Origin of the sequence: Mucilaginibacter pankratovii (genome assembly GCF_014773265.1) — a bacterium.
GTDB classification, from domain to species: domain Bacteria; phylum Bacteroidota; class Bacteroidia; order Sphingobacteriales; family Sphingobacteriaceae; genus Mucilaginibacter; species Mucilaginibacter pankratovii.
Window position 1 is genome coordinate 34266 of sequence record NZ_JACWMY010000005.1, and the last position, 25747, is coordinate 60012.

At 44.1% G+C, this 25747-nt stretch carries 23 protein-coding genes; 14 read left to right on the forward strand and 9 right to left on the reverse strand.

What is annotated here, in order from left to right; all coding sequences use genetic code 11:
- The first annotated feature begins 44 nt into the window (after positions 1-44).
- The 5 genes from IDJ77_RS10700 to IDJ77_RS10720 all read left to right on the forward strand — a co-directional run bounded on the left by IDJ77_RS10700 (position 45) and on the right by IDJ77_RS10720 (position 7532).
- Positions 45-2456, forward strand: coding sequence for an FtsX-like permease family protein (locus IDJ77_RS10700; protein ID WP_191188948.1), 2412 nt, complete (start codon positions 45-47; stop codon positions 2454-2456).
- 328 nt (positions 2457-2784) lie between these two features.
- Positions 2785-3462 (forward strand): ABC transporter ATP-binding protein, encoded by a 678-nt coding sequence (locus tag IDJ77_RS10705; RefSeq protein WP_191188949.1) that lies wholly within the window; start codon positions 2785-2787, stop codon positions 3460-3462.
- 13 nt (positions 3463-3475) lie between these two features.
- The gene (locus IDJ77_RS10710; RefSeq protein ID WP_191188950.1) at positions 3476-4816 is read left to right on the forward strand and encodes a TolC family protein; all 1341 of its coding nucleotides are present in this window, start codon (positions 3476-3478) and stop codon (positions 4814-4816) included.
- A gap of 181 nt (positions 4817-4997) precedes the next feature.
- Positions 4998-5600: a porin family protein gene (locus IDJ77_RS10715; RefSeq protein ID WP_191188951.1), complete on the forward strand. Its 603-nt coding sequence runs from the start codon at positions 4998-5000 to the stop codon at positions 5598-5600.
- Positions 5601-5753: 153 nt separating this feature from the next.
- Positions 5754-7532 carry a glycoside hydrolase family 9 protein gene (locus IDJ77_RS10720; protein WP_191188952.1) on the forward strand — a complete coding sequence of 593 codons (1779 nt, stop codon included), beginning with the start codon at positions 5754-5756 and terminating at the stop codon, positions 7530-7532.
- Between the two features lie 73 nt (positions 7533-7605).
- On the opposite strand, the gene IDJ77_RS10725 is transcribed toward IDJ77_RS10720, so the two are convergent.
- From IDJ77_RS10725 to IDJ77_RS10745, 5 genes are all read right to left on the reverse strand, one after another.
- Positions 7606-8727 carry a DUF3667 domain-containing protein gene (locus IDJ77_RS10725; RefSeq protein ID WP_191188953.1) on the reverse strand — a complete coding sequence of 374 codons (1122 nt, stop codon included), beginning with the start codon at positions 8725-8727 and terminating at the stop codon, positions 7606-7608.
- Positions 8728-8797: 70 nt separating this feature from the next.
- The gene (locus tag IDJ77_RS10730) at positions 8798-10063 is read right to left on the reverse strand and encodes a nucleoside permease (RefSeq protein WP_191188954.1); all 1266 of its coding nucleotides are present in this window, start codon (positions 10061-10063) and stop codon (positions 8798-8800) included.
- A 127-nt stretch (positions 10064-10190) separates the two neighbouring features.
- Entirely contained in the window at positions 10191-10790 is a 600-nt protein-coding gene (locus tag IDJ77_RS10735) for a bifunctional nuclease family protein (protein WP_191188955.1), read from the reverse strand.
- Between the two features lie 27 nt (positions 10791-10817).
- On the reverse strand, positions 10818-11795 hold the full coding sequence (locus tag IDJ77_RS10740) for an electron transfer flavoprotein subunit alpha/FixB family protein (protein WP_191188956.1): 978 nt from the start codon (positions 11793-11795) through the stop codon (positions 10818-10820).
- 35 nt (positions 11796-11830) lie between these two features.
- On the reverse strand, positions 11831-12568 hold the full coding sequence (locus tag IDJ77_RS10745) for an electron transfer flavoprotein subunit beta/FixA family protein (protein WP_191189303.1): 738 nt from the start codon (positions 12566-12568) through the stop codon (positions 11831-11833).
- Positions 12569-12636: 68 nt separating this feature from the next.
- Here IDJ77_RS10745 and IDJ77_RS10750 point away from each other — a divergent pair, with 68 nt between their 5' ends.
- Entirely contained in the window at positions 12637-12981 is a 345-nt protein-coding gene (locus IDJ77_RS10750; RefSeq protein ID WP_191188957.1) for a tetratricopeptide repeat protein, read from the forward strand.
- A 49-nt stretch (positions 12982-13030) separates the two neighbouring features.
- A complete protein-coding gene (chrA, locus tag IDJ77_RS10755; RefSeq protein ID WP_262892794.1) occupies positions 13031-14191 on the forward strand; it encodes a chromate efflux transporter in 1161 nt (386 codons plus the stop codon).
- A gap of 243 nt (positions 14192-14434) precedes the next feature.
- Here chrA and dnaB read toward each other — a convergent pair whose 3' ends face one another.
- Positions 14435-15997, reverse strand: a complete 1563-nt coding sequence (dnaB, locus tag IDJ77_RS10760) for a replicative DNA helicase (RefSeq protein WP_191188958.1) — start codon at positions 15995-15997, stop codon at positions 14435-14437.
- A gap of 305 nt (positions 15998-16302) precedes the next feature.
- Between dnaB and rlmB the strand changes: the two genes are divergently transcribed.
- Together rlmB and IDJ77_RS10770 are read left to right on the forward strand one after the other, a co-directional pair.
- Positions 16303-17076, forward strand: coding sequence for a 23S rRNA (guanosine(2251)-2'-O)-methyltransferase RlmB (rlmB, locus tag IDJ77_RS10765; RefSeq protein ID WP_191188959.1), 774 nt, complete (start codon positions 16303-16305; stop codon positions 17074-17076).
- Between the two features lie 10 nt (positions 17077-17086).
- Entirely contained in the window at positions 17087-17341 is a 255-nt protein-coding gene (locus IDJ77_RS10770; protein WP_191189323.1) for a hypothetical protein, read from the forward strand.
- 97 nt (positions 17342-17438) lie between these two features.
- Here IDJ77_RS10770 and IDJ77_RS10775 read toward each other — a convergent pair whose 3' ends face one another.
- On the reverse strand, positions 17439-18524 hold the full coding sequence (locus tag IDJ77_RS10775) for a mannose-1-phosphate guanylyltransferase (protein WP_191188960.1): 1086 nt from the start codon (positions 18522-18524) through the stop codon (positions 17439-17441).
- A gap of 244 nt (positions 18525-18768) precedes the next feature.
- Here IDJ77_RS10775 and recQ point away from each other — a divergent pair, with 244 nt between their 5' ends.
- Complete coding sequence (gene recQ / locus IDJ77_RS10780) at positions 18769-20964, forward strand: DNA helicase RecQ (RefSeq protein ID WP_191189305.1); 2196 nt, start codon at positions 18769-18771, stop codon at positions 20962-20964.
- Between the two features lie 117 nt (positions 20965-21081).
- Here the strand turns inward: recQ and IDJ77_RS10785 are convergent, their stop codons facing one another.
- The gene (locus IDJ77_RS10785) at positions 21082-22986 is read right to left on the reverse strand and encodes an OmpA family protein (protein ID WP_191188961.1); all 1905 of its coding nucleotides are present in this window, start codon (positions 22984-22986) and stop codon (positions 21082-21084) included.
- A 40-nt stretch (positions 22987-23026) separates the two neighbouring features.
- A complete protein-coding gene (locus IDJ77_RS10790) occupies positions 23027-23650 on the reverse strand; it encodes a 7-carboxy-7-deazaguanine synthase QueE (protein WP_191188962.1) in 624 nt (207 codons plus the stop codon).
- A gap of 169 nt (positions 23651-23819) precedes the next feature.
- Between IDJ77_RS10790 and IDJ77_RS10795 the strand changes: the two genes are divergently transcribed.
- The 4 genes from IDJ77_RS10795 to IDJ77_RS10810 are packed head-to-tail and all read left to right on the forward strand — an operon-like array spanning position 23820 to position 25737.
- A complete protein-coding gene (locus IDJ77_RS10795; RefSeq protein WP_191188963.1) occupies positions 23820-24581 on the forward strand; it encodes a hypothetical protein in 762 nt (253 codons plus the stop codon).
- 6 nt (positions 24582-24587) lie between these two features.
- The gene (locus tag IDJ77_RS10800) at positions 24588-24926 is read left to right on the forward strand and encodes a Rieske (2Fe-2S) protein (protein ID WP_191188964.1); all 339 of its coding nucleotides are present in this window, start codon (positions 24588-24590) and stop codon (positions 24924-24926) included.
- Positions 24927-25361 carry a hypothetical protein gene (locus IDJ77_RS10805; RefSeq protein WP_191188965.1) on the forward strand — a complete coding sequence of 145 codons (435 nt, stop codon included), beginning with the start codon at positions 24927-24929 and terminating at the stop codon, positions 25359-25361.
- A gap of 10 nt (positions 25362-25371) precedes the next feature.
- Positions 25372-25737 carry a DUF7674 family protein gene (locus IDJ77_RS10810; protein ID WP_191188966.1) on the forward strand — a complete coding sequence of 122 codons (366 nt, stop codon included), beginning with the start codon at positions 25372-25374 and terminating at the stop codon, positions 25735-25737.
- Positions 25738-25747: the final 10 nt, after the last annotated feature.

The window sequence follows — 25747 nt, forward strand, 5'->3', positions numbered from 1 at the left end:
AAAAGATAAAGAGTCGGTGTAATCAATAATAAATCAGTGTAATCATGATCAAGAACTACCTAAAAACCGCGTGGCGTAATTTATTGCAAAACAAAGCCACATCATTCATCAGCATAGCCGGTTTAGCCGTGGGCATTTGTTGCTTTTTGTTGCTGGCAACTTATTTAATAAACGAGCTGCGTTACGATCGTTTTCATAAAAACGCAGACAGAATAGTACGCGTTGCTTACAGTTTTAAATCGGCAGATGATAAAGAAGGCCGTTATTTGGCCGTTACGCAAACTGCCGTAGTCCCTGTTTATAAACAGGAGTTCTCTGAAATTGCCGACGGTGTGCGCGTTTTCAATTACTCGGGCGATGGACCTGCCGTTGTGCAATACAGCGACAAGATCTTCAACGAAAAGAATATGCTTGCAGCCGACGGCTCGTTTTTCAACATGTTCAGTTTTAATTTCTTAAAGGGCGACGCTACCCGGGCATTAACAGATCCATCGTCCATCGTAATCACGCAATCTACCGCAAAAAAATATTTTGGTAGCGACGATGCTATAGGGAAAATACTAAAGGTTGATGACAAACATAACCTGATGGTGACCGGTGTGATAGAGGATGTGCCTGCTTATTCGCAACTTAAGTTTGATATGATAGCCAATTCGGCTATTGTGAATGGTATTAAAGAGTATAAATGGAGTTCGGCAAGTAATTACTCTTACTTTTTATTAAAGGCCGATGCCAATATTGCCGCGCTCGAGGCAAAAATGAATGCCTACATTAAAAATATCCTGAAAGAGCAAAGTAAAGATGCTGTAACCCTATACACACTGGAACCCCTTACCCGGGTGCATTTATATTCTAACGCGCAATACAGTTTAGAAGCGCCGGGCAGTATCAAGTACATTTATATCCTGGGCATTGTTGCCGTGGTGCTGCTGCTATTGGCTTGCGTAAACTTTCTTAACCTCGTTACGGCCCGCTCTGCCGAGCGCGCGCGGGAGATAGGCGTAAGAAAAGTAATGGGTGCTATGCGCGGGCAGCTGTTCATGCAATTTATCATGGAAGCGGGTATCATTACGCTGTTTTCCTTATTAGCAGGTATGGTGCTGCTGGCTTTGCTTTTCCCGGCGTTCAGCAATTTTACCGGCCAGCAATTAGGTTTCGAAACCTGGAACACGGTATGGCTTACAGAGGCGCTGGTTGCGGTGTTTATATTGGTAATACTTTTAGCAGGCACTTATCCCTCGTTATTCCTATCAGCATTTAAACCCATTGTAACTTTAAAAGGTAAAGTATCCGGGCAGGCCGGCGGCAATGTGCTGCGCAAATCGCTGGTGGTTTTCCAGTTTGTGGTATCTGTTTTCTTTATCATCAGTACGTTGATAGCTGGCAGCCAGTTAAGATACATGCAAAGCCTGAATACGGGCGTTAACCGCGACCAGGTGCTGGTGCTTGATATTGGCGGTATTCCATTTAAAAATATCGAAGCTTTTAAAAGCGAGATAAACCAGCAAAGCGGCGTACTGGGTTCTACAGCAAGTTACGATTCGCCGGTGAACGTACGCGGCGGGTATTCCATTAATACCGCTGAAGGCAAAACGGCCGATTATAGTTTATCAGTAACCGCGATACCTATCGAGAAAAGTTTTTTAACCACCCTTGGAATAAAACTTGTTGCCGGCAGGCAGCTCAACATGGATGACGAGCAGCAGGTATTAACCGCCGACAATGAAAAACGCGTTTACAGCTTTGTGTTGAACGAAAAAGCCGTAAAGGCGCTCGGCTGGAAACCGGAAGAGGCTGTGGGCAAGAAAATAGGCTTGAACGGCCGTATGGGTACCATTAAAGCCGTTGCTAAAGACTTCAACTTTGCATCGCTTCATCAGGAAATTACACCGATAGTGATGTTCCCCGAGTACGATTGGTTTGGCAAACTGCTTATAAAAACATCGGGTAAAAATACCGCGAGCACTATAGCTGCGGTAGAGGCGAAGTGGAAGGCATTTTACCCAAACAAACCGTTTGATTATCATTTCCTCGACCAGGAATTTGAAGAACTCTACAAAGCAGATCAGCGTACGGGCTCTATCCTCAAGGCTTTTACTATTGTTACCATATTTATCTCCTGCTTAGGTTTGTTCGGTTTAGCGGTATTCAGCACCCGTCAGCGTGTAAAAGAAATTGGTATCCGCAAGGTATTGGGAGCCAATGTAATGAGCATTGTGGGCCTTATCTCTTCAGATTTCCTGAAACTGGTTTTGATAGCCGTGGTGATCTCCTCGCCGCTGGCCTGGTACGCCATGAGCCGCTGGCTTCAGGACTTTGCCTTCCGGATAGATATCTCCTGGTGGGTGTTTGCCCTGGCAGGGGGGATGGCCATTGTGATTGCCTTCATTACCGTAGGGTATCAATCCTTTAAGGCCGCACTGAGCAACCCGGTGAAGAGCCTTCGCAGTGAGTAGTGAGTGGAGAATGGTGAGTTGAGCGTAGCACTAATATAAATGGTGAGTTGATTTTCAACTCACCATTTTCGTTTTACCAATCTGCATATTGCCTAAGCCCCGTAATCGATAATGAAACTACTAACCACTCTCTATTCACCACGCACCATACTGTATCATTACCGAACGCACGCTGTACAGAAGCGAACAGTGTAACAATTAATTTTAATTATAATAAACTGATTATTAGTATATTATAACTTTGGTATGTTATTGATACTTTAATGCCAAAATCAAATTAAGAAATTGCAACCAGTAAACAATTATCCATTAATCTTAACCAGTTAAAATGTTATCACTACAGCATATTTCGAAGTATTACCAGGTTGGCGGCAACAAAAATTTCGTCATCAACGATATCAGCCTTGATGTTGATGAGGGCGAGTTTGTATCTATCATGGGCCCGTCGGGTTCGGGTAAATCTACCTTGCTCAATATCATCGGCATGTTAGATGAACCATCCACCGGGTTCCACTACTTTGTAGATCAGCCCGTTCACCAGATGAAAGAAAAGCAGCGCTCGGCCTTGTACAAACAATACATCGGCTTCGTTTTCCAGGCGTATCACCTTATTGATGAGCTAACCGTTTACGAAAACATTGAAACACCGCTTATTTACCAGGATGTAAAAGGCAGCGAACGCAAAGCCATGGTGGCCGATATGCTCGATCGTTTTAACATTGTGGGCAAAAAGGATCTTTTCCCGGCGCAACTATCGGGCGGTCAGCAGCAACTGGTGGGTATAGCCCGCGCGCTGATAGCCAAACCAAAACTGCTTTTGGCCGATGAGCCTACCGGTAACCTTAACTCCAAACAAGGCGAAGAGATCATGGAGCTGTTCCGTAAATTAAACAAAGAAGATGGCGTTACTATCATCCAGGTAACACACTCCGAAAAAAATGCGGAATATGGTTCGCGCATTATTAACCTGTTGGATGGAAGGGTAGAATCTTCAAAAAAATTCTGAACTATAACACAAAATGCGATACTTTAAATACCTACTTTTTAGCTTAACCCTAACTATCCCGGCACTGGCGCAAGCCCAAACTGCCGATACCACACTTAACCTGCAACAATGCATTGATATTGCTGTCAAAAACAACCTCGATGTAAAAAAGAGCGAACTCTTGCTGCAAACTGCACAGGTAAATTCAAACCAGGCCAAAGAATATATGCTGCCTGCCATCAGTGGCCAGGTAGATCATAGCATCAGCAGCGGCCGCGGTATCGATCCCTCCACCAATACCTATGTGAACCAATCGTTTAAATCGGGTAACTATAACTTAAACGGCGATCTTACTTTGTTCAGCGGTTTACAAAACCTGAATAATATTAAGCAAACGTCATTAGCCTACCAGGCCGGTAAAATGGACCTGCAGCAGGCAAAAGACCAGGTTACCATAAACGTGATAACCGCTTACCTGCTGGTACTGAACAATACCGAATTGCTTAACCAGGTAAAAAACCAGCTGGATGTTTCCAAAAAACAGGTAGAGCGTCTGAATATATTAGAGAACGAGGGAGCAAATAAACAACCATCAGACCTTTACGATTTAAAGGGTACTTATGGTGATAACCAGTTGAACGTAGTGAACACGATAGCTACCTTAAAAGGTTCTAAATTGAGTTTATTACAGATACTGAACATCCCTTATAAGGATAATATTAATCTTGCACCAATAAATGCAGAAGACCTGGCCAAACAAACGCCGAACTCGGCAGATGACGTATATAACGTTGCTTTGGCCCAGCTGGCTTACGTAAAGGCCGCTACACTTAGGCGCCAAAGTGCAGAAAAAGGAGTGAGTGTGGCTCGCGGTGCGTTGTACCCAACCGTTTCGCTGTTTGGCGGGCTATCAACTAATATCTCCAGTTCAGGGCAAATTGCCGGGCAGGATGTTAGCTATGTCGATCAGTTTAAAAACAACCGCGGTACCAACGTAGGTATCAGTTTAAGGGTACCAATATTAGGCTACCTGCAAAAGCGCAACAAGGTGTCGTTAGCTAAAATAGATCTGCAGAATAGCATCTATGTTGAACAAACCACGAAAGTGCAGTTAAGGCAAAATTTAGAGCAGGCGTATTTGAACATGACCTCGGCTTACGAAAAATATAATGTACTGGTAGAACAGGTAGCAGCTTATACCGAATCGTTCCGTACGGCGGAGATCCGCTTCAACGCTGGTGTGCTTACCTCGGTAGATTTTGTAGTAGCCAAAAACAACCTCGACAGGACAAAATTGAACATGATTAACGCCAGGTACTCAGTTTATATATATAACAAAATTTTAGATTATTATCAAGGTAAATTATCATTATAATAAAATTTGCATCTTATTGTAATATTATATTACATTTATCGCAGAATTACAACAGGTATCCGGCGCACCATTTTCAACGGTGTGCCGGATATTTCCATTAAAGCCCTTTCTGTATCCGCAGGGCGATTTTAATAACACAAAAGCTTATTTTTGTTGTTAACACTAAAAAAATTATAACCTTATGAAAAAGTTAATACTCGTGCTGTCCATATTTTTAACCGGTGCTGTAACTGCGCAGGCGCAGGTTTTGCCAAGCGTTCAGTTCGGTGTAAAAGGTGGCGTAAATTTAACCAGCCTGTCATCGGGCGGTAGTTCGCTCAGCAGCAATAACCGTGCAGGGTACCTTGGTGGTTTTTGGGCACGTTTTGGCGCCCTGGGCTTCAACTTCCAGCCAGAGATCTACCTCACGAGCAAAAATGTTGATATCAACAACGGTTCTTCTACCAAAAGCAGTGCAAAATTTACCAGTATTGATGTGCCGCTTTTGCTGGGCGCTAAAGTTGGTGCTTTAGGTTTCGGCGGCAGGTTTTACGGAGGCCCATTATTATCATTCGCCATTAATAAAGACAATAACTTTGGCAGCGCTATAGGTGGGGCAACCAGATTAGATTACAAGGATTCGAACTTTGCCATCCAGGTAGGAGCAGGGGTAGATATTCAGAAAATATCAGTCGATCTGCGTTACGAAGCGGGGCTTACCAAACAAAATTATTTTGATGGTAGCACCAACTACAAAACCCGTGTAAGCTTGTTCAATTTAAGCTTGGCTTACAGGTTGTTTTAATAAGAGCAAAATATAAAAAAATGAGGCTTGTGCGTAAAAGTACAGGCCTTTTTTGTGGATAATAAAGTATGAAGCTTATGCCCATAATTGGCAATAAAGTATTAGCAGAAAAGGCTTGTGCACCTTACCTTTATAAAAACCAATACCTGCCATATGATTTATAAACGACTGCTCGCCCTTTTAATAATTATAGTAAGTGTAAGCCTGCAATTATGCCTTAAAGCACAGGCGCCTATGGAGAGCGGTAAAAGCATCATCCGCCTAAACGAGGTTGGCTTTTACCCCGGAGCCGGCAAAATTGCTATCATTACAGCGCAGCAGGCTGGTAAATTCTACATCAAAACCCTCAATGGTAAAACCCTATTTACCGGCGAATTAAAAGCATCAGGCCAGCCTGCCTTTTCGGGGAAGTATACTGCGATAGCTAACTTTTCGGCGTTTAATAAACCGGGGAGGTATGTGGTGAATTTACCCGGCAAAGGCGATTCCTACCCGTTTGAAATAAAGCCAAATGCGCTGAAAGCCGTAGCCGACGGAACCATCAAAGCCTTTTATTTTCAGCGTGCATCTATTGCGCTGGATGAAAAGTACGCCGGCAAATGGCACCGCGAGGCAGGGCACCCGGATGATAAGGTGCTGATCCACGCGTCTGCCGCTACCGCGAAACGGCCGGAGGGAATGATCATCTCGTCGCCGCGCGGCTGGTACGATGCCGGCGACTATAATAAATACATTGTTAACAGCGGCATCACTACTGCTACGCTGCTTTCGCTATACGAGGATTTCCCGGGATACATGAATACCGTAAAACTGAATATCCCCGAAAGTAATAACCAATTACCCGATGTGCTGGATGAAGTGCTTTGGAACCTGCGCTGGATGCTCACCATGCAGGACCCAAACGACGGCGGTGTTTATCACAAGTTAACCAACCCGCGTTTCGATGCGATGATCATGCCGGTTAAGGCCGATTCAGCCAGGTACGTGGTACAAAAAAGCACCGCCGCCACGCTGGATTTTGCGGCAGTAATGGCGCAGGCATCGCGCATCTTTAAAAAATTCCCGAAGCAATTGCCCGGGCTGGCTGATTCTTGTATAAAAGCATCAGAGTACGCATGGGCCTGGGCAGCTAAAAATCCCGCCGTATTGTATAACCAGGACGTCATGAACAGGCAGTTTAAACCCACTGTTGTTACCGGCACATATGGTGACAGGGGCGTAACCGATGAGTTTTTTTGGGCTGCATCTGAATTATTCGTTACAACAGGCAAAGAGGAATACCTTGACAAGATTAGTCTAAGTAAAAATGAAAAAGTGCAGGTGCCCGCCTGGTCGAATGTAAAGCTTTTAGGATATTATACACTCGCCCAAAACACCGGAATTGATGTAGTAGATCATCCTCAAATAAAGGAGGTAAAAGAAAAGCTGATGAACTTTGCCGATGCGTTTATAGCCGGCGCGGATAGCAATGCCTATCAAACAGTAATGACGAAGTCAAAAACAAACTTTAACTGGGGCAGCAACAGCAATGCGGCAAACCAGGGCATCCTGTTGATAAAGGCCTATAAATTATCGGGCAATAAAAAGTACCTGGAGAACGCGCTTGCCAACCTTGATTACATTTTAGGGCGCAACGGAACAGGGTATAGTTATGTTACCGGTTTTGGAAGCAAGCCTGTGATGCATCCGCACCACCGCCCGTCCGTAGCGGATGGAATAGAGGACCCGGTGCCGGGCTTACTTTCCGGCGGACCTAATCCGGGGATGCAGGATAAGATCCAGGTGCCATCACTTTTTCCGGATGAAGCTTTTATAGATGACGACAGATCCTACGCCACGAACGAAATTGCCATCAATTGGAACGCTCCGATGGCCTACCTGGCCAACGCTTTGGAGGCATTACAAAATACCTGGAAAAAAGCCAAAAAATAGTAATGAAAAGGCGCAAAAAACGACCTTTTTTTGATTGAAAATTGTAAAAATACGGAGATATTAGCAAGTGATTTTACACCGATGTTAGCATGGTAATCACAATAAATACGAAAAAGCAAAGGCCCGTTGCCAGCGCATACATCAACGATACACCCAGCATTTTTGTTACCGTGCGCCATCGGCTACGGTTATATACCACCCGGAACGAGCGATAGACGTACCAGATAATTGAGATGGTAGTTATAAAGCTTATCCAATTCATCACATTACTCCAGCTATGCGGCAGTATCATACCAATTATTATGGTGAACGTAAGGAATAGAAAGATAAAGCAATGCAGATGTATCGAATAGATGATATGCTCCACATATAATTTATGATTTTTCCAAAAGGCAATCTTCAATATCAGCGCAAACAATGGCAAAAGCACAAACATCATCTTTGGTGCATTGTGTTTTAAACCTTCTACCAAGATTTCAGGGGCGTTTTTACCCTGGCTCTTCCAATCGTAACTCTTCTTTTTTATGTATCTTAGTATAAGACCATCTCTCTCGCCTTCAGGGTGTTTGCTTTGATTTTTCAGGTACTCGTCGTAGGTTTTTGAACTATCTTTGTCACCGATAAAGTTAAAATTTCCTTTAGCCACCTCTTCCGGATCATCCGTGTAATATACAGTCTTACCATTTACTGTTTTTTTGGTATTCTTAATGGAATCATGATCGGCTACCGAACCGGATATATATCCGATAGCTTGTTTTGCTTTTTCCTTCTCAGCGGGGGTAAGGCTCGTATCTTTTTCTATCCCTTCAAGCATCTTAGCTTTAAGGGGGCTAATGGTGGCGCTGCCCTTTTCTTTGGAATCGGTTACTTTAACTAAATCTTTGCCGTTTTGCTTAAAAAACACCACAAAGAAAACCAAACTGATAAAAATATACATCTTCACCGGATGCAGGTATTGCATCCTTCGGCCCGCTAAATAATCTACAGTAAGTTTTCCCGGTTTGGCAAAAAGCGGTTTCAGGGTATGAAAAAACTGGTAATCGAAATGAAAGTAGTCGCTTACGGCGTGGTTGAGCATATGCCCGAAGCTCTCCTTCATCTCCAGGTTTTCCTGCCCACATTTATGGCAAAAGTTTCCTTGTAAATCGGTTCCGCAGTTAAGGCAATCGGTTTCGTGCCGGTAATGCTTTTTCATAGCTTGTTGGTGATAAGGTTGTTAAGTAAGCTATTATAATTTTGTCTTTTATCCTTGGTCTTTTATCTCACTAAGCGTGTTCTATAGCAAATTTTAACGCCGCGTTGTGTTTATACCTAAACACAAATGGGAATATGATAGCGATCACTAAAGCGTAGCCCGCGAAGCTGAGCCAGATGCCGTGCCAGTCTTTCTCCCCATTTCCGAGGATAAAGTATTTGTCTATTAACCAGCCACTTACGTTGCTGCCAAAAAAGGCGCCGAAACCGTTTACCATCATCATAAACAATCCCTGCGCACTGCCGCGGATCTCTGGTGCGGCCTGTGTTTCTACAAACAGCGAACCTGAGATATTGAAGAAATCGAAAGCCATTCCGTATACAATGCACGATAGCACAATCATCCATAAACCGTCGGCCGGATCGCCAAAGGCAAATAAGCCAAAACGCAGCACCCAGGCTATCATGCTAAATAACATTACATACTTGATACCAAACTTGCGCAGGAAGAACGGGATAGCGAGAATAAATAAGGTCTCGGAGATTTGGCTGATAGACATGATAATTGCCGGATATTTTACCGCAACTGTATCTTTAAAAGCAGGCATCTTCGCAAAATCGTGAAGGTAAGTATCGCCGTATGCATTGGTTAGCTGTAAGGCCGCGCCTAACAATAGCGAAAACGCGAAAAATATGGCAAACCTTGGCGATTTGAACAATGCGAAAGCATTCAATCCTAACGAGTGCGCAAAAGTTTTGGTGGTTGCTGCGGCCTTATTCAATAACGGTGGGCACTTAGGCAGTGAAAATGAGTAAATACCTAAAGTAGCAGCAACAGCGGCAGCAATGTAAAACTGGTTGGCCGACGTTTCGTTGTGAGTTAAACTAACAGCCCATAAAGCAACTATAAAACCCACGGTCCCCCAGGTGCGGATAGGGGGGTAATCTTTTACTACGTCGATATTTTGGCTCTTAAGTGCCGAGTAAGCCACTGTAATAGATAGGGATAGCGTAGGCATGTAAAACGCCATATTGAGCAGCATCACCCAAAAAAATGTAGTTGGGTCTTTAACCATTGGCAAAGCACATAAGGTACATGCGCCTAATAAATGCATTATCCCGTAAAGTTTTTCGGCATTGATAAATCTGTCAGAAAGTATACCGGTAATGGTGGGCATAAATATGGATGCGATACCCATAGTAGAAAAAATAGCCCCAAATTGCGCTCCCGACCAATTTTTATTTTGAAACCAATAGGCACCAATAGTTAGCAGCCACGCCCCCCAAATAAAAAATTGCATAAAATTCATCAGTATTAAGCGGGACTTAATATTCATATAGGGCCAGAGTTAAATCAGTAATAGTAAAGTATTCAATTCAAAAGCGGAAAGTACTGAAATTATGCGAAACAGGGAAACAATGGCGCGCAGAATTTACACACATCGTAATATGCCCACAAATGAATTATGAAGCTTTCCGCTTATTCAGCTCATCGCGAATTTTGGCAGCCTTTTCATAGGCTTCTTCGGAAAGAGCTTGTTGCAGGCGTGTTTTTAACTCATCATCGCTTAAAGATGTGAACGAACCCGCAGGTGTGGAAGGTGTTTTTTCTTCGGTAGTTTCGTTGATGTTCTCTAAATAGACAAAATCGTTGCCCTCTATCACAATACCCGCGGTAGAAAGGATGAACTCATAAGTATAAATAGGGCAATCGAACCGTACAGATACGGCAATTGCATCTGAAGTGCGGGCATCTATCTCCACCGTTTTTTTACCATCAAAACAAACCAGTTTGGAGTAAAATATGCCATCTACCAAATTGTAGATGATAATTTCCTGTACGGTAATGTTAAACGCCTGGCCAAGGCTCTTGAACAGATCGTGGGTGAGCGGGCGACTTGGGGTCATTTTCTCTATCTCAATGGCAATGGCCTGCGCCTCAAAACTGCCAATGATGATAGGTAACCTGCGGCGGCCGCTTACTTCGCCTAATACCAACGCATACGCGCCGGACTGCGTTTGGCTGTAGGATAGGCCCACAATATCCAGCTTTATCTTTTTCATATCATTACCCATCACAACAAATTCGTTTTAAACCGAAGCTTTATATTCCTTAACCGCAGCAATTAATTTTGGCAGTACCTCAAAAGCATCGCCAACAATACCGTAATCGGCCACTTTAAAAAATGGCGCTTCGGCATCCTTGTTAATAACTACAATAACCTTTGACGAACTTACACCGGCCAAATGCTGTATAGCACCCGAAATTCCTATTGCAATATACAAATTTGGACTGACAGCTATACCTGTTTGGCCAACATGTTCGCTATGCGGGCGCCATCCGGCATCAGATACCGGTTTAGAGCAGGCAGTAGCCGCACCAAGCAGTTCGGCCAGTTCTTCTACCATACCCCAGTTCTCGGGGCCTTTTAATCCGCGCCCTGCAGATACAACGATCTCAGCATCAGGTAAAGAAACCTTATCTGTAGAGCGTACGATATCTTTAATCATCGCCTTAAAGTCCGATTCTTTGGTTTCCACGGCAAAATCTTCCACCTGGCCGGCAGCAGCGCTCTCTACAACTTTATAAGAGTTGGGCGTAAGGGCGACAACTTTATTGGCCGATGTTAGCTCTACGGTTGCAAACGCTTTGCCGGAGAATGCAGTTTTCTTCACGGTGAATTTACCGCCTTCAATTACAGGTAAGGCAACAGCTCCATCGGCAACTCCGGCTTGTAATTTCACACCGATACGGGGAGCAAGGCCACGCCCGCTGAACGAGTTAGACAGCACTACTATATCCGCACCCTGAACCTTTGCTGCTTCGGCAATTACCGAGGCGTAGGCCTGGTTCACGAAATTCTTTAATTTATCGTTAGATACATTCAGCACCTTTTCGGCACCGTATTTACCTAAGGCAGTAAGGTCACCCGGGGCAACATCGCCAATAGATATGGCTACAAGATTAGTGCCCGCCTGCTCGGCTATTGCTTTGGCGTAGCTTATAGCTTCGAATGTTGATTTTTTGAACTTGCCACCGGCATTTTCGGCATATATTAAAACTGACATATAAGATCGTTCTTCTCTCGTGAAAATTGAATTGATTAAATAACCCTTGCCTGTGTGTGCAGCAACTCTACCAATTGGGCCGGGTCGCCGGCGTCAACCAGTTTCACCTGGCCGCGAGGGGCAGGAGTTTCATAACTGATGATCTCCGAAAAGGTTTTAACATCCACAGCCTCAACCACGGTAAGCGGTTTGGTACGCGCGCTCATGATGCCGCGCATGTTGGGTATTTTGGGTTCGGCAACGCCTTCGGCAGTGCCGGCAACAAATGGAAGCGGGATAGTTAATACTTCCTTGCCGCCTTCAATCTCGCGCTCAACAGTAGCGGTGCTGCCATCTACATCCAATTTTTTGATGATAGATACCGAGGGAAGATCAAGCAGTTCGCCCAGCATACCGGCTATTTTAGAGCCATTGTAATCTATAGATTCTTTGCCGGTCAGGATCAGGTCGAAAGGGTTTGCTTTCACATATTCTGCTACTTGGTAAGCTACGTACCAGGCATCGTGCGGTTTGGCGTTGATGCGCACAGCATCGGTAGCGCCAATGGCCAGTGCCTTGCGGATGGTGGCATCGGTGCTGGCTTCGCCTACGTTGATAACGGTAACTGTGCCTTTACCGCCATCGGTTAATTCAATTGCACGCGCAAGGGCTATCTCGTCCCATGGGTTTAAGATGAACTGAACGCCGTTTGTATTAAATTGGGTGTTGTTATCTGTAAAGGTTATTTTTGTAGTGGTATCCGGAACATTGCTGATACATACCAGTATTTTCATCATAATTGGTTTGTTTTTACGGGTAGTTGGTGGTGATGCAAATTTAGTTAAAAAAGAGAGAGTTTAAAATGGAGATAAGCAGATTAGATAAGCTGTTGGCATTTATAGAGAACGAACCCAACGACGAATTTTTAAAATACGCGCTGGCCACAGAGTATCTGCGACTTAACGATACAGAAAAAGCCCTGAGCTATTACGAGGACCTGGTGAATAACCACGCCAATTACACAGGGACGTATTATCATCTTGGCAAGCTTTATGAGGCCCTGAACCGCAAAGATGATGCCATACGCACCTACGAGGTTGGTATGAAAATAACGAAAGAGAAACGCGATAACCACGCCTTTAGCGAATTGCAGGGCGTTTACATGGCCGCTAAAGGTTACGAAGAGGACGATGACGACGATTATTAATTGTTAGGTTTTGAGGCGCAGGGAGCTTTTATTCATACGGGATGTCACCTTGTACACCTTCACCGCTTTTGGCGGGCCGCAGGCGCATATAGCGGTTTTGCTGCGCCAGTTTGTGCAGAAACGTGGTTACATCACCGAGGAGGAACTGATGGAGTTAAACGCTCTTTCGCAAATAATGCCCGGGCCCTCATCCACCCAAACCTTAGTGGGCATTGCCTGGAAGGTGGGCGGTTTACGATTAGCGCTCATTACTTTTTTAATTTGGATACTGCCATCCGCGTCTATCATGTGCATGGCCGCTATCAGCTATAAAATATTTGCCGATAAGGAGAAATTCACCGCTATACTGCGGTTTGTTCAGCCCATGGCGGTGGGTATAGTGGGATACGCCACCTACACCTTCGCCACAAAATTCCTGCGGACAAAAGTAACCATAATGCTTGCCGCAGCTTCGCTGATAGCAACGCTTATCCTCCAAAACCCATATGCCTTCCCCTTATTGATATTAATGGGAGGCATCATATCCTCGGCGCTGGAAACGCAGCAACAGGAGAACGAATTACGCGTAAAGCTATTTAGCAATGTAAACCCGAATAAGGTTGCTTATTTTATTGGGATACTGTTGTTTTTTGCCGCGTTGGGTGCTATAATAAGCCGCACCTCGCCGTTTAGTTTACCTATCCGCCTTTTCGAGAACTTTTACCGGAATGGTATATTGATATTTGGCGGAGGACAGGTACTGGTACCGCTGATGTACACCGAGTTTGTGGAACTAAAGCACTATCTCACCAATTCGGAATTTTTGAGTGGGTACGCTTTGCAGCAAGCCTTACCAGGGCCTACATTTTCGTTCACCTCCTTTGTGGGCGGTATTGCTATGGGCGATAAAGGTTATGGCATAGTCGGGCAGATAGTGGGCAGCGTAGTAGCGGTAATTGGCATCAACCTGCCGGGATTGATCCTTATCCTGTTCATTGTTCCCTTTTGGAACGACCTCAAAAAAATAACCCGCATAAAAAATTCACTAAGCGGCATTAATGCCGTTGCAGTAGGCTTTATGGCAACGGCCTTTATTATGCTGGTAATGCCCTTTCGCCTCAACCCGTTGGCTTACGGGTTAATGGCAGCTACTTTTTTGCTGCTGCAGTTTACGAAGATAAAAGCGCCGGTGGTGATATTGATAGCGGTGGTGTTGGGATTAGTGATTTAAATGCCTCTTTTAGGCCTTGTTTAGGATAAAAAAGTTTCCAAAAGTTAACACAATTCCGTATGTTAACTTTATAAGTAATTAATAATCAACAAGATGAATTTTTACAGGGTTAACATAAAAAGCGACTTTTTTACCGGTAATTTTTAAAACAAGCAGGATGAGTTGAATGGTAAACATAAAGCCCGGCTGTGTCAGTCGGGCTTTATGTTTAGCAAAAGTTCCCCCTTCAGGGGGCGGAGGGGGCTAAAACGGTGGCTCATCCTCCATATCATCCATCCTTGATGGGCGGATGATAAAGTTACTTTGCTTTTCAAAATCCTGCGATGGGCCTAAACCCGCAAATGCGTTTCCGCCGGCAGGGGGGAAGCCATCCATATTCGTTTCCAGATCGGTAAACTTCACAAATTTACCAACGAATTTCAACCGTACGCGGCCGGTCTCACCGTTACGGTGCTTGGCGATGATCACCTCGCCCACGCCTTGTGTTGGGTTATTGTCCTCATCCACATCCAGGCCGTAATACTCGGGGCGGTAAAGGAATAATACCATATCCGCATCCTGTTCAATAGAGCCGGATTCACGCAAATCCGATAGCATCGGCCTTTTAGAACCGCCGGGGCGGCTTTCCACCGCACGGCTTAACTGCGAAAGTGCAATTACGGGTACATTCAACTCCTTAGCTACCGTTTTAAGTGCCCGGGAAATACTACCGATCTCCTGCTCGCGGTTACCGCCGCCACCTTTACCTTCGGCTTTACCCTGCATCAATTGCAAGTAATCGATGATGATCAGCTGGATATCGTGCTGCGATTTTAAACGGCGGCACTTAGCGCGGAACTCAAATATATTTAATGATGGGGTATCATCGATAATTAAAGGGGCAGCCTCTAAGCGGCCAATTTTAGAGTGGATCTGCTGCCATTCCCATTCTTCTAAAGTACCCTTACGGATCTTTTCCTGCTCGATTTCGGTTTCGCCGGATATTAAACGGTTAACCAACTGTACGGATGACATCTCCAACGAGAATACAACAACCGGCTTGTTAAAATCCACCGCAGCATTGCGCGCACAGGTAAGTACAAATGCCGTTTTACCCATCGCGGGGCGTGCTGCTATAATAACCAGGTCGGATTTTTGCCAGCCGGAGGTCATCCGGTCGAGATCGGTAAAGCCGGAAGGGACTCCTGTTAAGCCGTCTTTTTTATCTTTCAACGCCTCGATATCCTTCAATGCCTCGTGCACCAGGTCGTCCATCATCCGCGAATCGCGGCGAAGGTTATTTTGTGCTATTTCGAAGAGGTTTTTTTCGGCTTTATCAAGCAGGTCGAAAACATCACTTGTATCTTCAAAAGCAGAGTTGATGATATCAGAAGAGATCCGGATCAATTCGCGCTGAATGTATTTTTGAATGATAATGCGCGAATGGTATTCTATATTGGCGGCAGAGGCTACGCGGTTTGTTAGTTCGGTAACATAATAAGCACCGCCTATCATTTCCAGCTCGCCGGTTTGGCGCAATTGCGCAACAACAGTAAGGATATCTACTGGTGATGTTTTCTCGAACAGTACCGCAATGGCGTTAAATATTTTTTGATGCCTGGTTTCGTAAAAAACTTCAGGTTTTAACACATCAATAACCGAAGAAAGGGCGTCTTTCTCCAGCATCAGCGCACCAAGTACAGCTTCTTCTAAGTCGGTTGCCTGCGGCGGTAACTTGCCCGCGCCAGCGTAAGGACTGGGGGTAGTTAAACGGCTTCGGCGGTCGGTATTGGTCTTATTATTGGTAGAATCGTTCTCGAAAATCATAACGAACAAAAATATACAAAATATGCTCGCGATTGCGCCAGATTTCGTCAACACATCAATTTAAAACTTAATGAAAACTGTATCAGCGGTATAAATTTAAGGCATTGTTATCAACGCCAGATGTTAGTAACTTGTTAGGTGTTTTATAACCGGCTTACCATCAACTCAATATGATAATGTGGATAAAACTTGGCAAATGTTAACTACCACAATTGAGTATTTTGAAAATACCAAATGGCATATCAGTTCAATAACCGTAAAATCAGTTAATATAGCTACTTTTGACCCGATTCAACAAATAAAAAATGACATATAATTCTAAGCCGGTACGCGAGGGCAACCAAATGGTTTTCGGCATAAGGGCCGTAATTGAAGCGATACTCGCCGGAAAAGAAATTGAAGCGTTATATACGCAGCGCGGTTTAGGCGGCGGCTTGCTGAACGAATTGCGCGATGTGATGAACGAGTACCAGATCACCGCCCAGCAGGTGCCGGTGGAAAAGCTGAACCGTATCACCATGAAAAACCACCAGGGAGTGATTGCGTTCATATCGCCAATTACTTACCAAAAGGTAGAGAATATTATTCCCGAAGTTTTTGAAAGGGGAGAAGTACCCCTTATATTGGTTTTGGATAGCATTACAGATGTACGCAATATGGGCGCCATTGCCCGTACCGCGGAATGCGCAGGTGTTCATGCCATCGTTATCCCGGCAAAGGGCTCGGCACAGATAAACCCGGACGCCATTAAAACATCAGCAGGAGCGCTATACAAGATCCCGGTTTGCCGCCATGATAATTTTATGCAGACCGTACGGTTTCTGCAGGAATCGGGCCTGCAACTGGTCTGCTGTACCGAAAAAACCAGCGAATACATCTACACCCCGGATTATACAGCCCCAACAGCCATTATCATGGGTTCAGAAGAAGACGGCATCCGCAACGATATTATCCGCATATCCGATCATCTGGCCAAGATCCCGATGTTTGGCGAAATAGAATCCCTAAATGTATCTGTATCAACTGCGGTTATTCTTTACGAAGCCATAAGGCAGCGCGGAGGAGCAAAGCAACTCTAAAGGTGTAATTATGATTTCGGAAGAACAACTAAAGGAAATAGAACTTAGGTGCAATATGGCGCAGCGGGGGCCGTGGAAATCTTACATTGAAGATAGAGACCACGAAAGTGGAAATAGCTTTATCATGACAGGCGACGATGAAAATAGAGGAGAAGATATTGAGTTGACGGGAGCAACTGACGCAGACTTTGATTTTATAGCCGGTGCTAAACAGGATATTCCGCTACTTATTGCAGAGATTCGTCGGTTAAAAGCTTTGAGGTAACTTTCAGAAAATCTTTAAATAATGAAGAAACCCGATTGATCACCAATCGGGTTTCTTCATTTTCATCTGCATATTTGCACATTTAAAATCTGCACATCTATATATATTTTGCCCCAAATTTATTTTTTACATCGGTAACTACCTGTTTGATGTTTTGCTCCTGGTCGCGCGGGCAAATCAGGAGGGAGTTGTTGCTTTCCACCACAATAAAATCGTGCAGGCCCTGTAATATCACCAGCTTTTCGCCGGGTACGTTTACCATGCAGTTGCTGCTATCGTACATAATTACCTTGTCTGACGGGATTACCGCGTTACCCACGTAATCTTTATCGGCTAACTGGTAGATAGATGCCCAGGTACCCAGGTCGCTCCAGCCAAACTCCGATGGCAGAACATATACGTTTGACGCTTTTTCCATGATGCCATAGTCGATAGAGATATTGATGCAGCGCTGGTATATTTTGTGTACAAAAGCTTTCTCCTCGTCGGTGTTGTAAACGGAACGTGCCTCGGCAAATATTTCGTGCATCTCGGGCAGATAGTTGTTAAAAGCATTTACAATAGCCTTTGCCGACCATACAAATATGCCGGCATTCCATAAAAAGTCGCCGCTTTGGATAAAGGTTTTGGCTATATCAACTGTTGGCTTCTCCGTAAAGGTTTTTACTTTATGAAAATCGTCGTTTATTACCTGGTCGGTATATTGAATGTACCCGTAGCCGGTATCCGGGCGGGATGGTTTAATGCCGAGGGTAACCAGGCATTGCTTATCGGTAGCAGTTTGTAATGATTTTTCAATTGCGGTAACAAACGCGGCTTCATCAAGTATCAGGTGGTCAGACGGGGCAACTACTATGGCCGCGTCTGGGTTAATGCTTTCTATTTTAAAACAACCATAGGCAACGCAGGGAGCAGTATTACGCATAACCGGCTCGGTTAGTATCTGGTCATCTGCCATATCAGGCAGCTGTTTTTTTACCAGCTGTGCATAGTTTTCATTAGTAACAACATAAATATTTTCTTTCGGGCAAATTTTCAGGAAACGATTGTAGGTATTTTGGATAAGGGTTTTACCGGTCCCCAGTATATCAATAAATTGTTTAGGGTGCGATGCTCTGCTAATTGGCCAAAAACGGCTGCCAATTCCGCCTGCCATTATGATGGCATAGTAGTTTTTATTCATGCTTTGGTTAAAGAATTTTTATTTGGTAAACCTTGGTTAAATGTGTGCATTAATTTGTAAATTTAGTATTAAATAAAACTAAATGTTACCGCACAAAAATTACTTTATTTTAAATGCATAAATAAGCAAATTGTTTTATGAAGAATAATCATTTTTATATAAAATTTTACACTAAACCCAGCGTTTATTTATAAATTTTTGTTATTTTGAACCATATTTTTAAAACGTATATAAGTACATAATGATAGAAGCTAAAAAATCGCTTTTTGATAACCTGCAGAATTTCTTCGGGTTTGATAACTTTAAGGGGGAACAGGAAGCGATAATTACGAACATTTTAGCAGGCAACGATACATTTGTGATAATGCCCACCGGGGGCGGAAAGTCCATGTGTTATCAACTCCCTGCACTAATGAGCGAAGGCACAGCGATTGTGATCTCTCCGCTCATCGCGCTCATGAAAAACCAGGTAGACCAGTTAAGGGCCTTCGGAGGCTCGGACAGTATAGCTCATTTTTTAAATTCCTCACTAACTAAAGCAGATATTTTAAGGGTAAAGGATGATGTTTTAAGCGGCAAAACCAAGCTGCTTTACGTCGCACCCGAATCATTGACCAAGCAGGAGAACGTTGATTTTTTAAGATTGAACAAGGTATCGTTTGTTGCGGTTGATGAAGCCCACTGTATATCTGAATGGGGCCACGATTTCAGGCCCGAGTACCGCAAGATCCGCCAGGTGATCAGCAACATTGGTGATGATATCCCAATTATAGCACTTACGGCTACCGCAACGCCAAAGGTACAGCAGGACATTCAAAAGAACCTGCACATGAACAACGCTACGGTTTATAAATCGTCGTTCAACAGGTCGAACCTGTTTTATGAGGTTAGGGCCAAGCGTACCGCGATAAAAGAAATTGTAAAGTTTGTAAAGCAAAACCAGGGCAAATCGGGCATTATCTATTGCCTTAGCCGTAAAAAGGTTGAGGAAGTGGCCGAAGCGCTTAACCTTAACGGTGTAAAAGCTTTGCCATACCACGCCGGTTTAGACCCTAAGGTACGTGCCGATACACAGGACAAATTCCTGATGGAGGATGTGGATGTAATTGTGGCAACCATAGCCTTTGGGATGGGTATTGATAAACCGGATGTGCGTTACGTAATACACCACGACATGCCAAAAAGCATGGAAGGTTACTACCAGGAAACCGGCCGTGCCGGGCGCGATGGTGGCGAAGGCGTTTGCGTTGCATTTTACAGCGGCAAGGATATTGATAAACTGCAGAAGTTTATGAAGGATAAGCCCGTTGCCGAGCGTGAAATTGGCACCCAGATCCTGAAAGAAGTTATTGATTACGCCGAATCTTCTGTTTGCCGCCGTAAGCAACTATTGCATTACTTTGGCGAGAACTTTAACGAGGCCGGCTGCAACTGCATGTGCGATAATTGTAGCGCGCCTAAAACCTTTTTTGATGGCGAGGCACAGCTGCACAAAGCGCTTAGCCTGATCAAACTTATCGGCGAGAAATTCGACGATTGCCACATTATCAATATCTTGATGGGTAAGGATGATGCGCAGGTTAAAAACTACGAACACGATAAGCTAACAGATTATTTTGGCACCGGCATAGCCGATGGCGAAGTTCTTTGGAACTCGCTGATGCGTCAGGCATTGCTGAATAACTTCCTGTCTAAAGATATTGATCAGTACGGCTTACTACATTTAACAAAATCGGGTAACGCCTTTATCGATAACCCATATAGCATCCGTTTTATCCTGAACAGGGAAATGGGCCCAACTGACGAAGATGAGGCTGAGGATGGCCCTAAACAGGGCGGTGGTGCTTTAGATACCGAATTACTGCAAATGCTTAAAGACCTGCGTAAAAAGCTGGCCAAGCAAAAAGGATTGCCTCCGTTCGTTATCTTCCAGGATCCATCCTTAGAAGAAATGTGTACACACTACCCGGTTAATGCCGAGGAGTTGAAGCAAATATCCGGCGTAGGAGCAGGTAAGGCATTGAAATTTGGCAAGCCTTTTACAGATCTGATCCAAAAATACGTGGATGATAACGATATCGACCGACCGGTAGATATGGTGATCAAAAGCGCGGCCAATAAATCGGCCCTTAAAGTGTTCATCATTCAAAATATCGACCGCCATTTAAATCTTGATGACATAGCCGCTTCAAAGGGGCTTACGTACGAAGAGATTTTGAAGGAAGTGGAAACTATAGTAAACTCGGGCACAAAGCTCAACCTTAACTACTATATTGATGAAGTAATTGATGAGGACAAGCAGGAAGAGGTTTACGACTACTTTAAAACTGCCGAAGTTGATTCTATCGACGATGCATTGATAGACCTTGGCCCGGACGATTACACCCGCGAGGAACTGCAACTGATGCGTATCAAGTTCATGTCGGAAGTAGGGAATTAAACTCCTTCGAGCTAAAAGCTAAAAGTCCAAAGCGAAAAGCGTTTAAAGCTGTTCACTTTGGACTTTTTTATTTATTGCCATTTTTTTGCTTTCTGCTTTGGTCTTTTAGCTCTCCGCTTATTTAGCTATTATCTTAAACTCTGTGCGCCTGTTCTTGCTGCGGCTATCGTCTGATGTGTTTGGTGCAATAGGCTCGGTTTTGCCGTAGCCTTTGTACACCAAACGGGTGGGGTTTATGTTGCTACCGGTGAGATAGGTATATACCGATTTCGCACGGTTTTCGGATAGTAGCTGGTTGGCCTGGTCGTTACCAATATCATCCGTATAGCCCGATATCTCAATGCGTACAGCAGGGTTCAATGTTAAAAACTCAATAAGTTTTTGCAGCTCCGCTTTTGACTCACTCTTGATATCGAACTTGTTGGTGTCAAAAAATATATTCTTCAAAATAACTTTTCCGCCAACTTCGATGGGGGAAAGCAGTACCGATATATTGTAAGCCGTTTTTGGTGTATGGCCGATAAGGGAGAAATTATCCGAATAAAAAAGGTATCCCTGCCGCGAGATATTCAACCCATAATTTTTACCTGTTGCAAGCGTAGCCAAAAATTCACCCAGTTCTTCGCTGCTGTAATCCTGGTATACCGGCATGTTTTTCTCCAGGTCGATGATCTCTATAATAGCCTCTAAGGGTTGCCGGGTTTTAATATCTTTTATATCGCCCTTCACATAAGTAACAATATTAGGGCGCAGGTTTAGCGGTAGTTCGAAGGTGTAGATATCGTAACCTCCAAAGCCCTTTAAATTATCGGATGCAAAGAATGCATATGCGCCATTGGCTGTAAGCGTAAGCCCGTTTTCATCGCCGCTGGAGTTGATAGGTGAGCCAAGGTTAACCGGCTTTTGCCATTTGCCATCTTTAGCCAGGCGGCTTATAAACAGATCTTTATTGCCCATGCCCGGCCAGCCGTTGCTGCAAAAATAAAAGGTGCTATCGTCTGGGTGGATAAAAGGCGACTGCTCATCATAAATGGTGTTGATATTTGGGCCCATATTTACCGGGTCGCCCCAGCCTTTATCCGTAAGGGTCGATCGCCATATATCATAGCCCCCATAACCGCCTTTACGATTGCTTACAAAGTAAATGGTACGCCCATCGGCACTTATAGATGGCTGCGCCTCCCAGCCGGGAGTATTTAACGGCGAACTCAGGCTAAAAGGTTTACCCCAGCCTTCGCCCTTTTTCTGTGCTATGTAAATATCGCAGCGCCCCTGGCCATCGGGCCTGTTGCAGCCTGTAAAAAACAGGTATTTACCATCCTGCGATATCGACTGTGCCCCCTCGTTAAAAGTAGGTGTATTGATAGCGTCGCTCAGATATACCGATTTTTTCCATTTGCCGGCCAGCTTATCGCTTTTATAAAAATCCTCGTTGTTATTTATTTTGCGGGTAAAAATTAAAGTAGCTTCATCGGCAGTCGCCACCGGTAGGTACTCATCAAATTCGGTGTTGATCTCCGGACCCATATTAATGGGAATGAACGGTACCGGGTGCTGCAGCGCCTCTATGCTAAATTCACAATCGCGTAGCAGCTTACGTGCGAAGGCTTCGTTTGGGGCGGTAAGATTGGGGTAGGTAATATATTTCTCTAAATGCTGCTTGGCAGGTGCATACTGCCCATCGGTTATCTCTGCTTCACCAACCCTTAAATAAATAGCGCGGTTATGCTCAGGCTCAAGCGCTATTACCTTTAGGTAGTGTTCTATAGCGGCCTTATTCTGCCGCCTTAACCTAAGCACATCGGCCAATAAAGCATGGGCTTCAACAAACTTTCCATCGTCGTTTACTGCCTTTTCCAATTGGGCTATAGCATCCTCATACAAATGCTCGTCGATACTTTCGCCGGCAAGTACGTAATTCTTAATAGCATCCTTATCCGTAGTGGAGTATCGCCGCTGCTGGGCAAATACACATACAGGTAAAAACCATAAAATTAAAACAAACAGATAAGTAAGGCGCATCGGCGTATTGATACGTTAGTCAATACGCTAAGTTACACATTTAAGGTATATTTAAATATTTGTGTGTTTGCAGCGAAATTTCCCATTGCGGGTTATTCATTACGTACTCAACAATAAGCGGGGCCATCTCCTTGTTCTTGCTCCATTCGGGCTGCAGGTACAGCTTGCAATCGGGTGCTACCAGTTTGGCGTTGTGTTCGGCAAACTCAAAGTCGGATTTATTAAAGATGATCACCTTCAGCTCATGCGCCTTATCGGCAACGTTTTGCATAGGCGCTTTAAACTTTTTTGGAGAGAGACAGACCCAGTCCCAATCACCGGAAAGAGGATAAGCACCGGATGTTTCTATAAAGGTTTTAATACCTTCTTCGTGCAGTTTGGCTGTAAGATAATCCAGGTTATATATCAATGGCTCGCCGCCGGTTACCACTACAGCTTTTGAAGGATGGATTTTGGCGTTAGCTACTATCATATCTGCAGCAGTGAGCGGATGCAGCTCGGCATCCCAGCTTTCTTTTACATCGCACCAATGGCAGCCCACATCGCAGCCACCAAGGCGTATAAAGTAAGCGGCTTTGCCGGTATTGTACCCTTCGCCTTGTATCGTATAAAACTCTTCCATTAAAGGAAGTAATGTGCCGTCGTCCGGAACCTGATGTGCCATAATAAGGGTGCAAAGGTAAGTTTTTGCGGCGAAAGGTTAAAGGCCAAAGGTAAAAGGTGATATTGAGGTGATGCGTATTTAAAAAATAAGGAACATAATTGCCTATTACTCTTTTATATATCATAATTTGCTTTAGCTTTATAGTGTAAACTTTACCCCGGCTAAGCTTATGAAGAAATTATACCTCCCGTTTATCTTCTTCTTTTTCTTGTGCTTAACTTCGTGCGTAGACATTGAAGAACGTTACGATTTTAAACCCGATGGCGCCTGCAACGTGGTTTATGGTTTTGATATGAGTAAAGCTGTATCGGTTTTAATGAACCTGATGACAGATTCCGTTCGCGAAACGCCACAATTTAACCTGGCTAAGGATACTACCCTGAATTTTTACAACGCCCTGCCCGATAGTATTGCCAATAAAATGAATGCCGAAGAGATAAAGATGGCACAAGGGAGCGACCTCGCCGTAAAAATGGACCTGAAAAACAACATCATGAAGGTGAGCATAAAGCATGAGGCTAAAAACGCCGCCGACCTGCAATACTATCTGCAGCATCTGAGCAATATCTCCATGAACAGTGAACTTGGCCACGTAACGCAAAACAAACAGATGGGCAGTTTTGATGCGCAACCACTCATAACCGGCCAAAGTTATTATAACTACGAGGTAACGCCGCATAAATTTTACCGGATAATAGACAAGGTGAAATTCGCAGCGTTTTTAAAGAAAGCGGGGGCCAAGTTTGCCATGGCCAAAGCTATGCTGATAGATATGCCCTATAAAGTAGTGCTTAATTTTGCCAGGCCGGTAAAAAAAGTTGATAATTCCAAAGCTGTGCTTTCTGCCGACAGAAAGCGCGTAACGCTGGTTACCAGTATGGATGAAGTGATGAAAAACCCGGCTTTAATGAATTTGAAGATAGATTTTTAGCAGGGGATGAAATGGTACCAGGTAGATGGCGTTGAACCCAACGGAAAGCCATTTATAAAAAAAGTAAAAGTAGCCGGTAAAAGTATTTGCCTGGTAGGGTACGAAGGCAAGCTATTTGCATTAGGTGCAACATGCCCGCACGCCCGCGAAGACCTGAGCAATGGCTGGTGTAAAGATGGTAAGTTGGTATGCCCGGTTCATCGTTTTTCTTACGACCTGGAGACCGGCAAAGGCAGCCCCGGGCAAAATGACTATGTAGATAACTATCCGGTTAAGATAAAAGGCGGGGAGGTTTATGTGGGGATAGAATCCTTTTTTGATAAACTAAAACAAGCCTTTAAATAAATGGAAACCAATGCTATTGATCTGCTCACCTATGAACTGTACCACACCTTAAGCTTCCGTAACGCCAAACCGCCTAAACTGGCAGAGCTAAGGAAATTCTTTTACGGTGGTGGTGTATTGATCAATAACAGTTTTACCACGCCAATTGCCTTTACAGCGGCCTCTTACCTCAAAGCCCTCGAATCGCAGATTGCCATAGGCGACCTGAAACAGTTTTTACAGCGGGAAATATCCTCAAAAACAGAGATCTTCGACAAGATAGCACAGCGGACGAGTGTTTATGAATACAGCTTTGCGGAGATACCGCCCCGTAAAATGCCGCGCGGCGTAAGTTATATGCAATTTGTAAAAGAAGGGGAGGCCTGGCTCATCAGCTCGATAGCCTGGAATGATGAGAACGAAAATCACCGGATACCGGAGAAATTGGTTGATTAAAAAAACTACTATGAAATTTGATAGTCTTGTAGCCTTAATTTATCAGGAAGTTCCTGAATTTAAAGTATCTTATGAAGGAGAGCCTGATGAAAACTATTCTAATTCGTTTTTAGGGGATTTAGGATTGTTTACGAGGAATGCGATTGTCGACAAGGCACCATATGCAATAAAATGCTTGAAATTTATTGACGATACTGTAAATAAGAATAAGGGCGACGAGGATCTTGTAAACATGTTTGTAATAAATGTTTTAGAAGTCCTTACTGACTATGCGTCTACTCAAAAGGCAGCAATAACACATTTCACAGGCAATTGCCTAAAACTTTTTAAAGAACTTTTTAGCGGTGGATATTTTATGGACCTTGCTCAAACCTAAAACCGTGGAT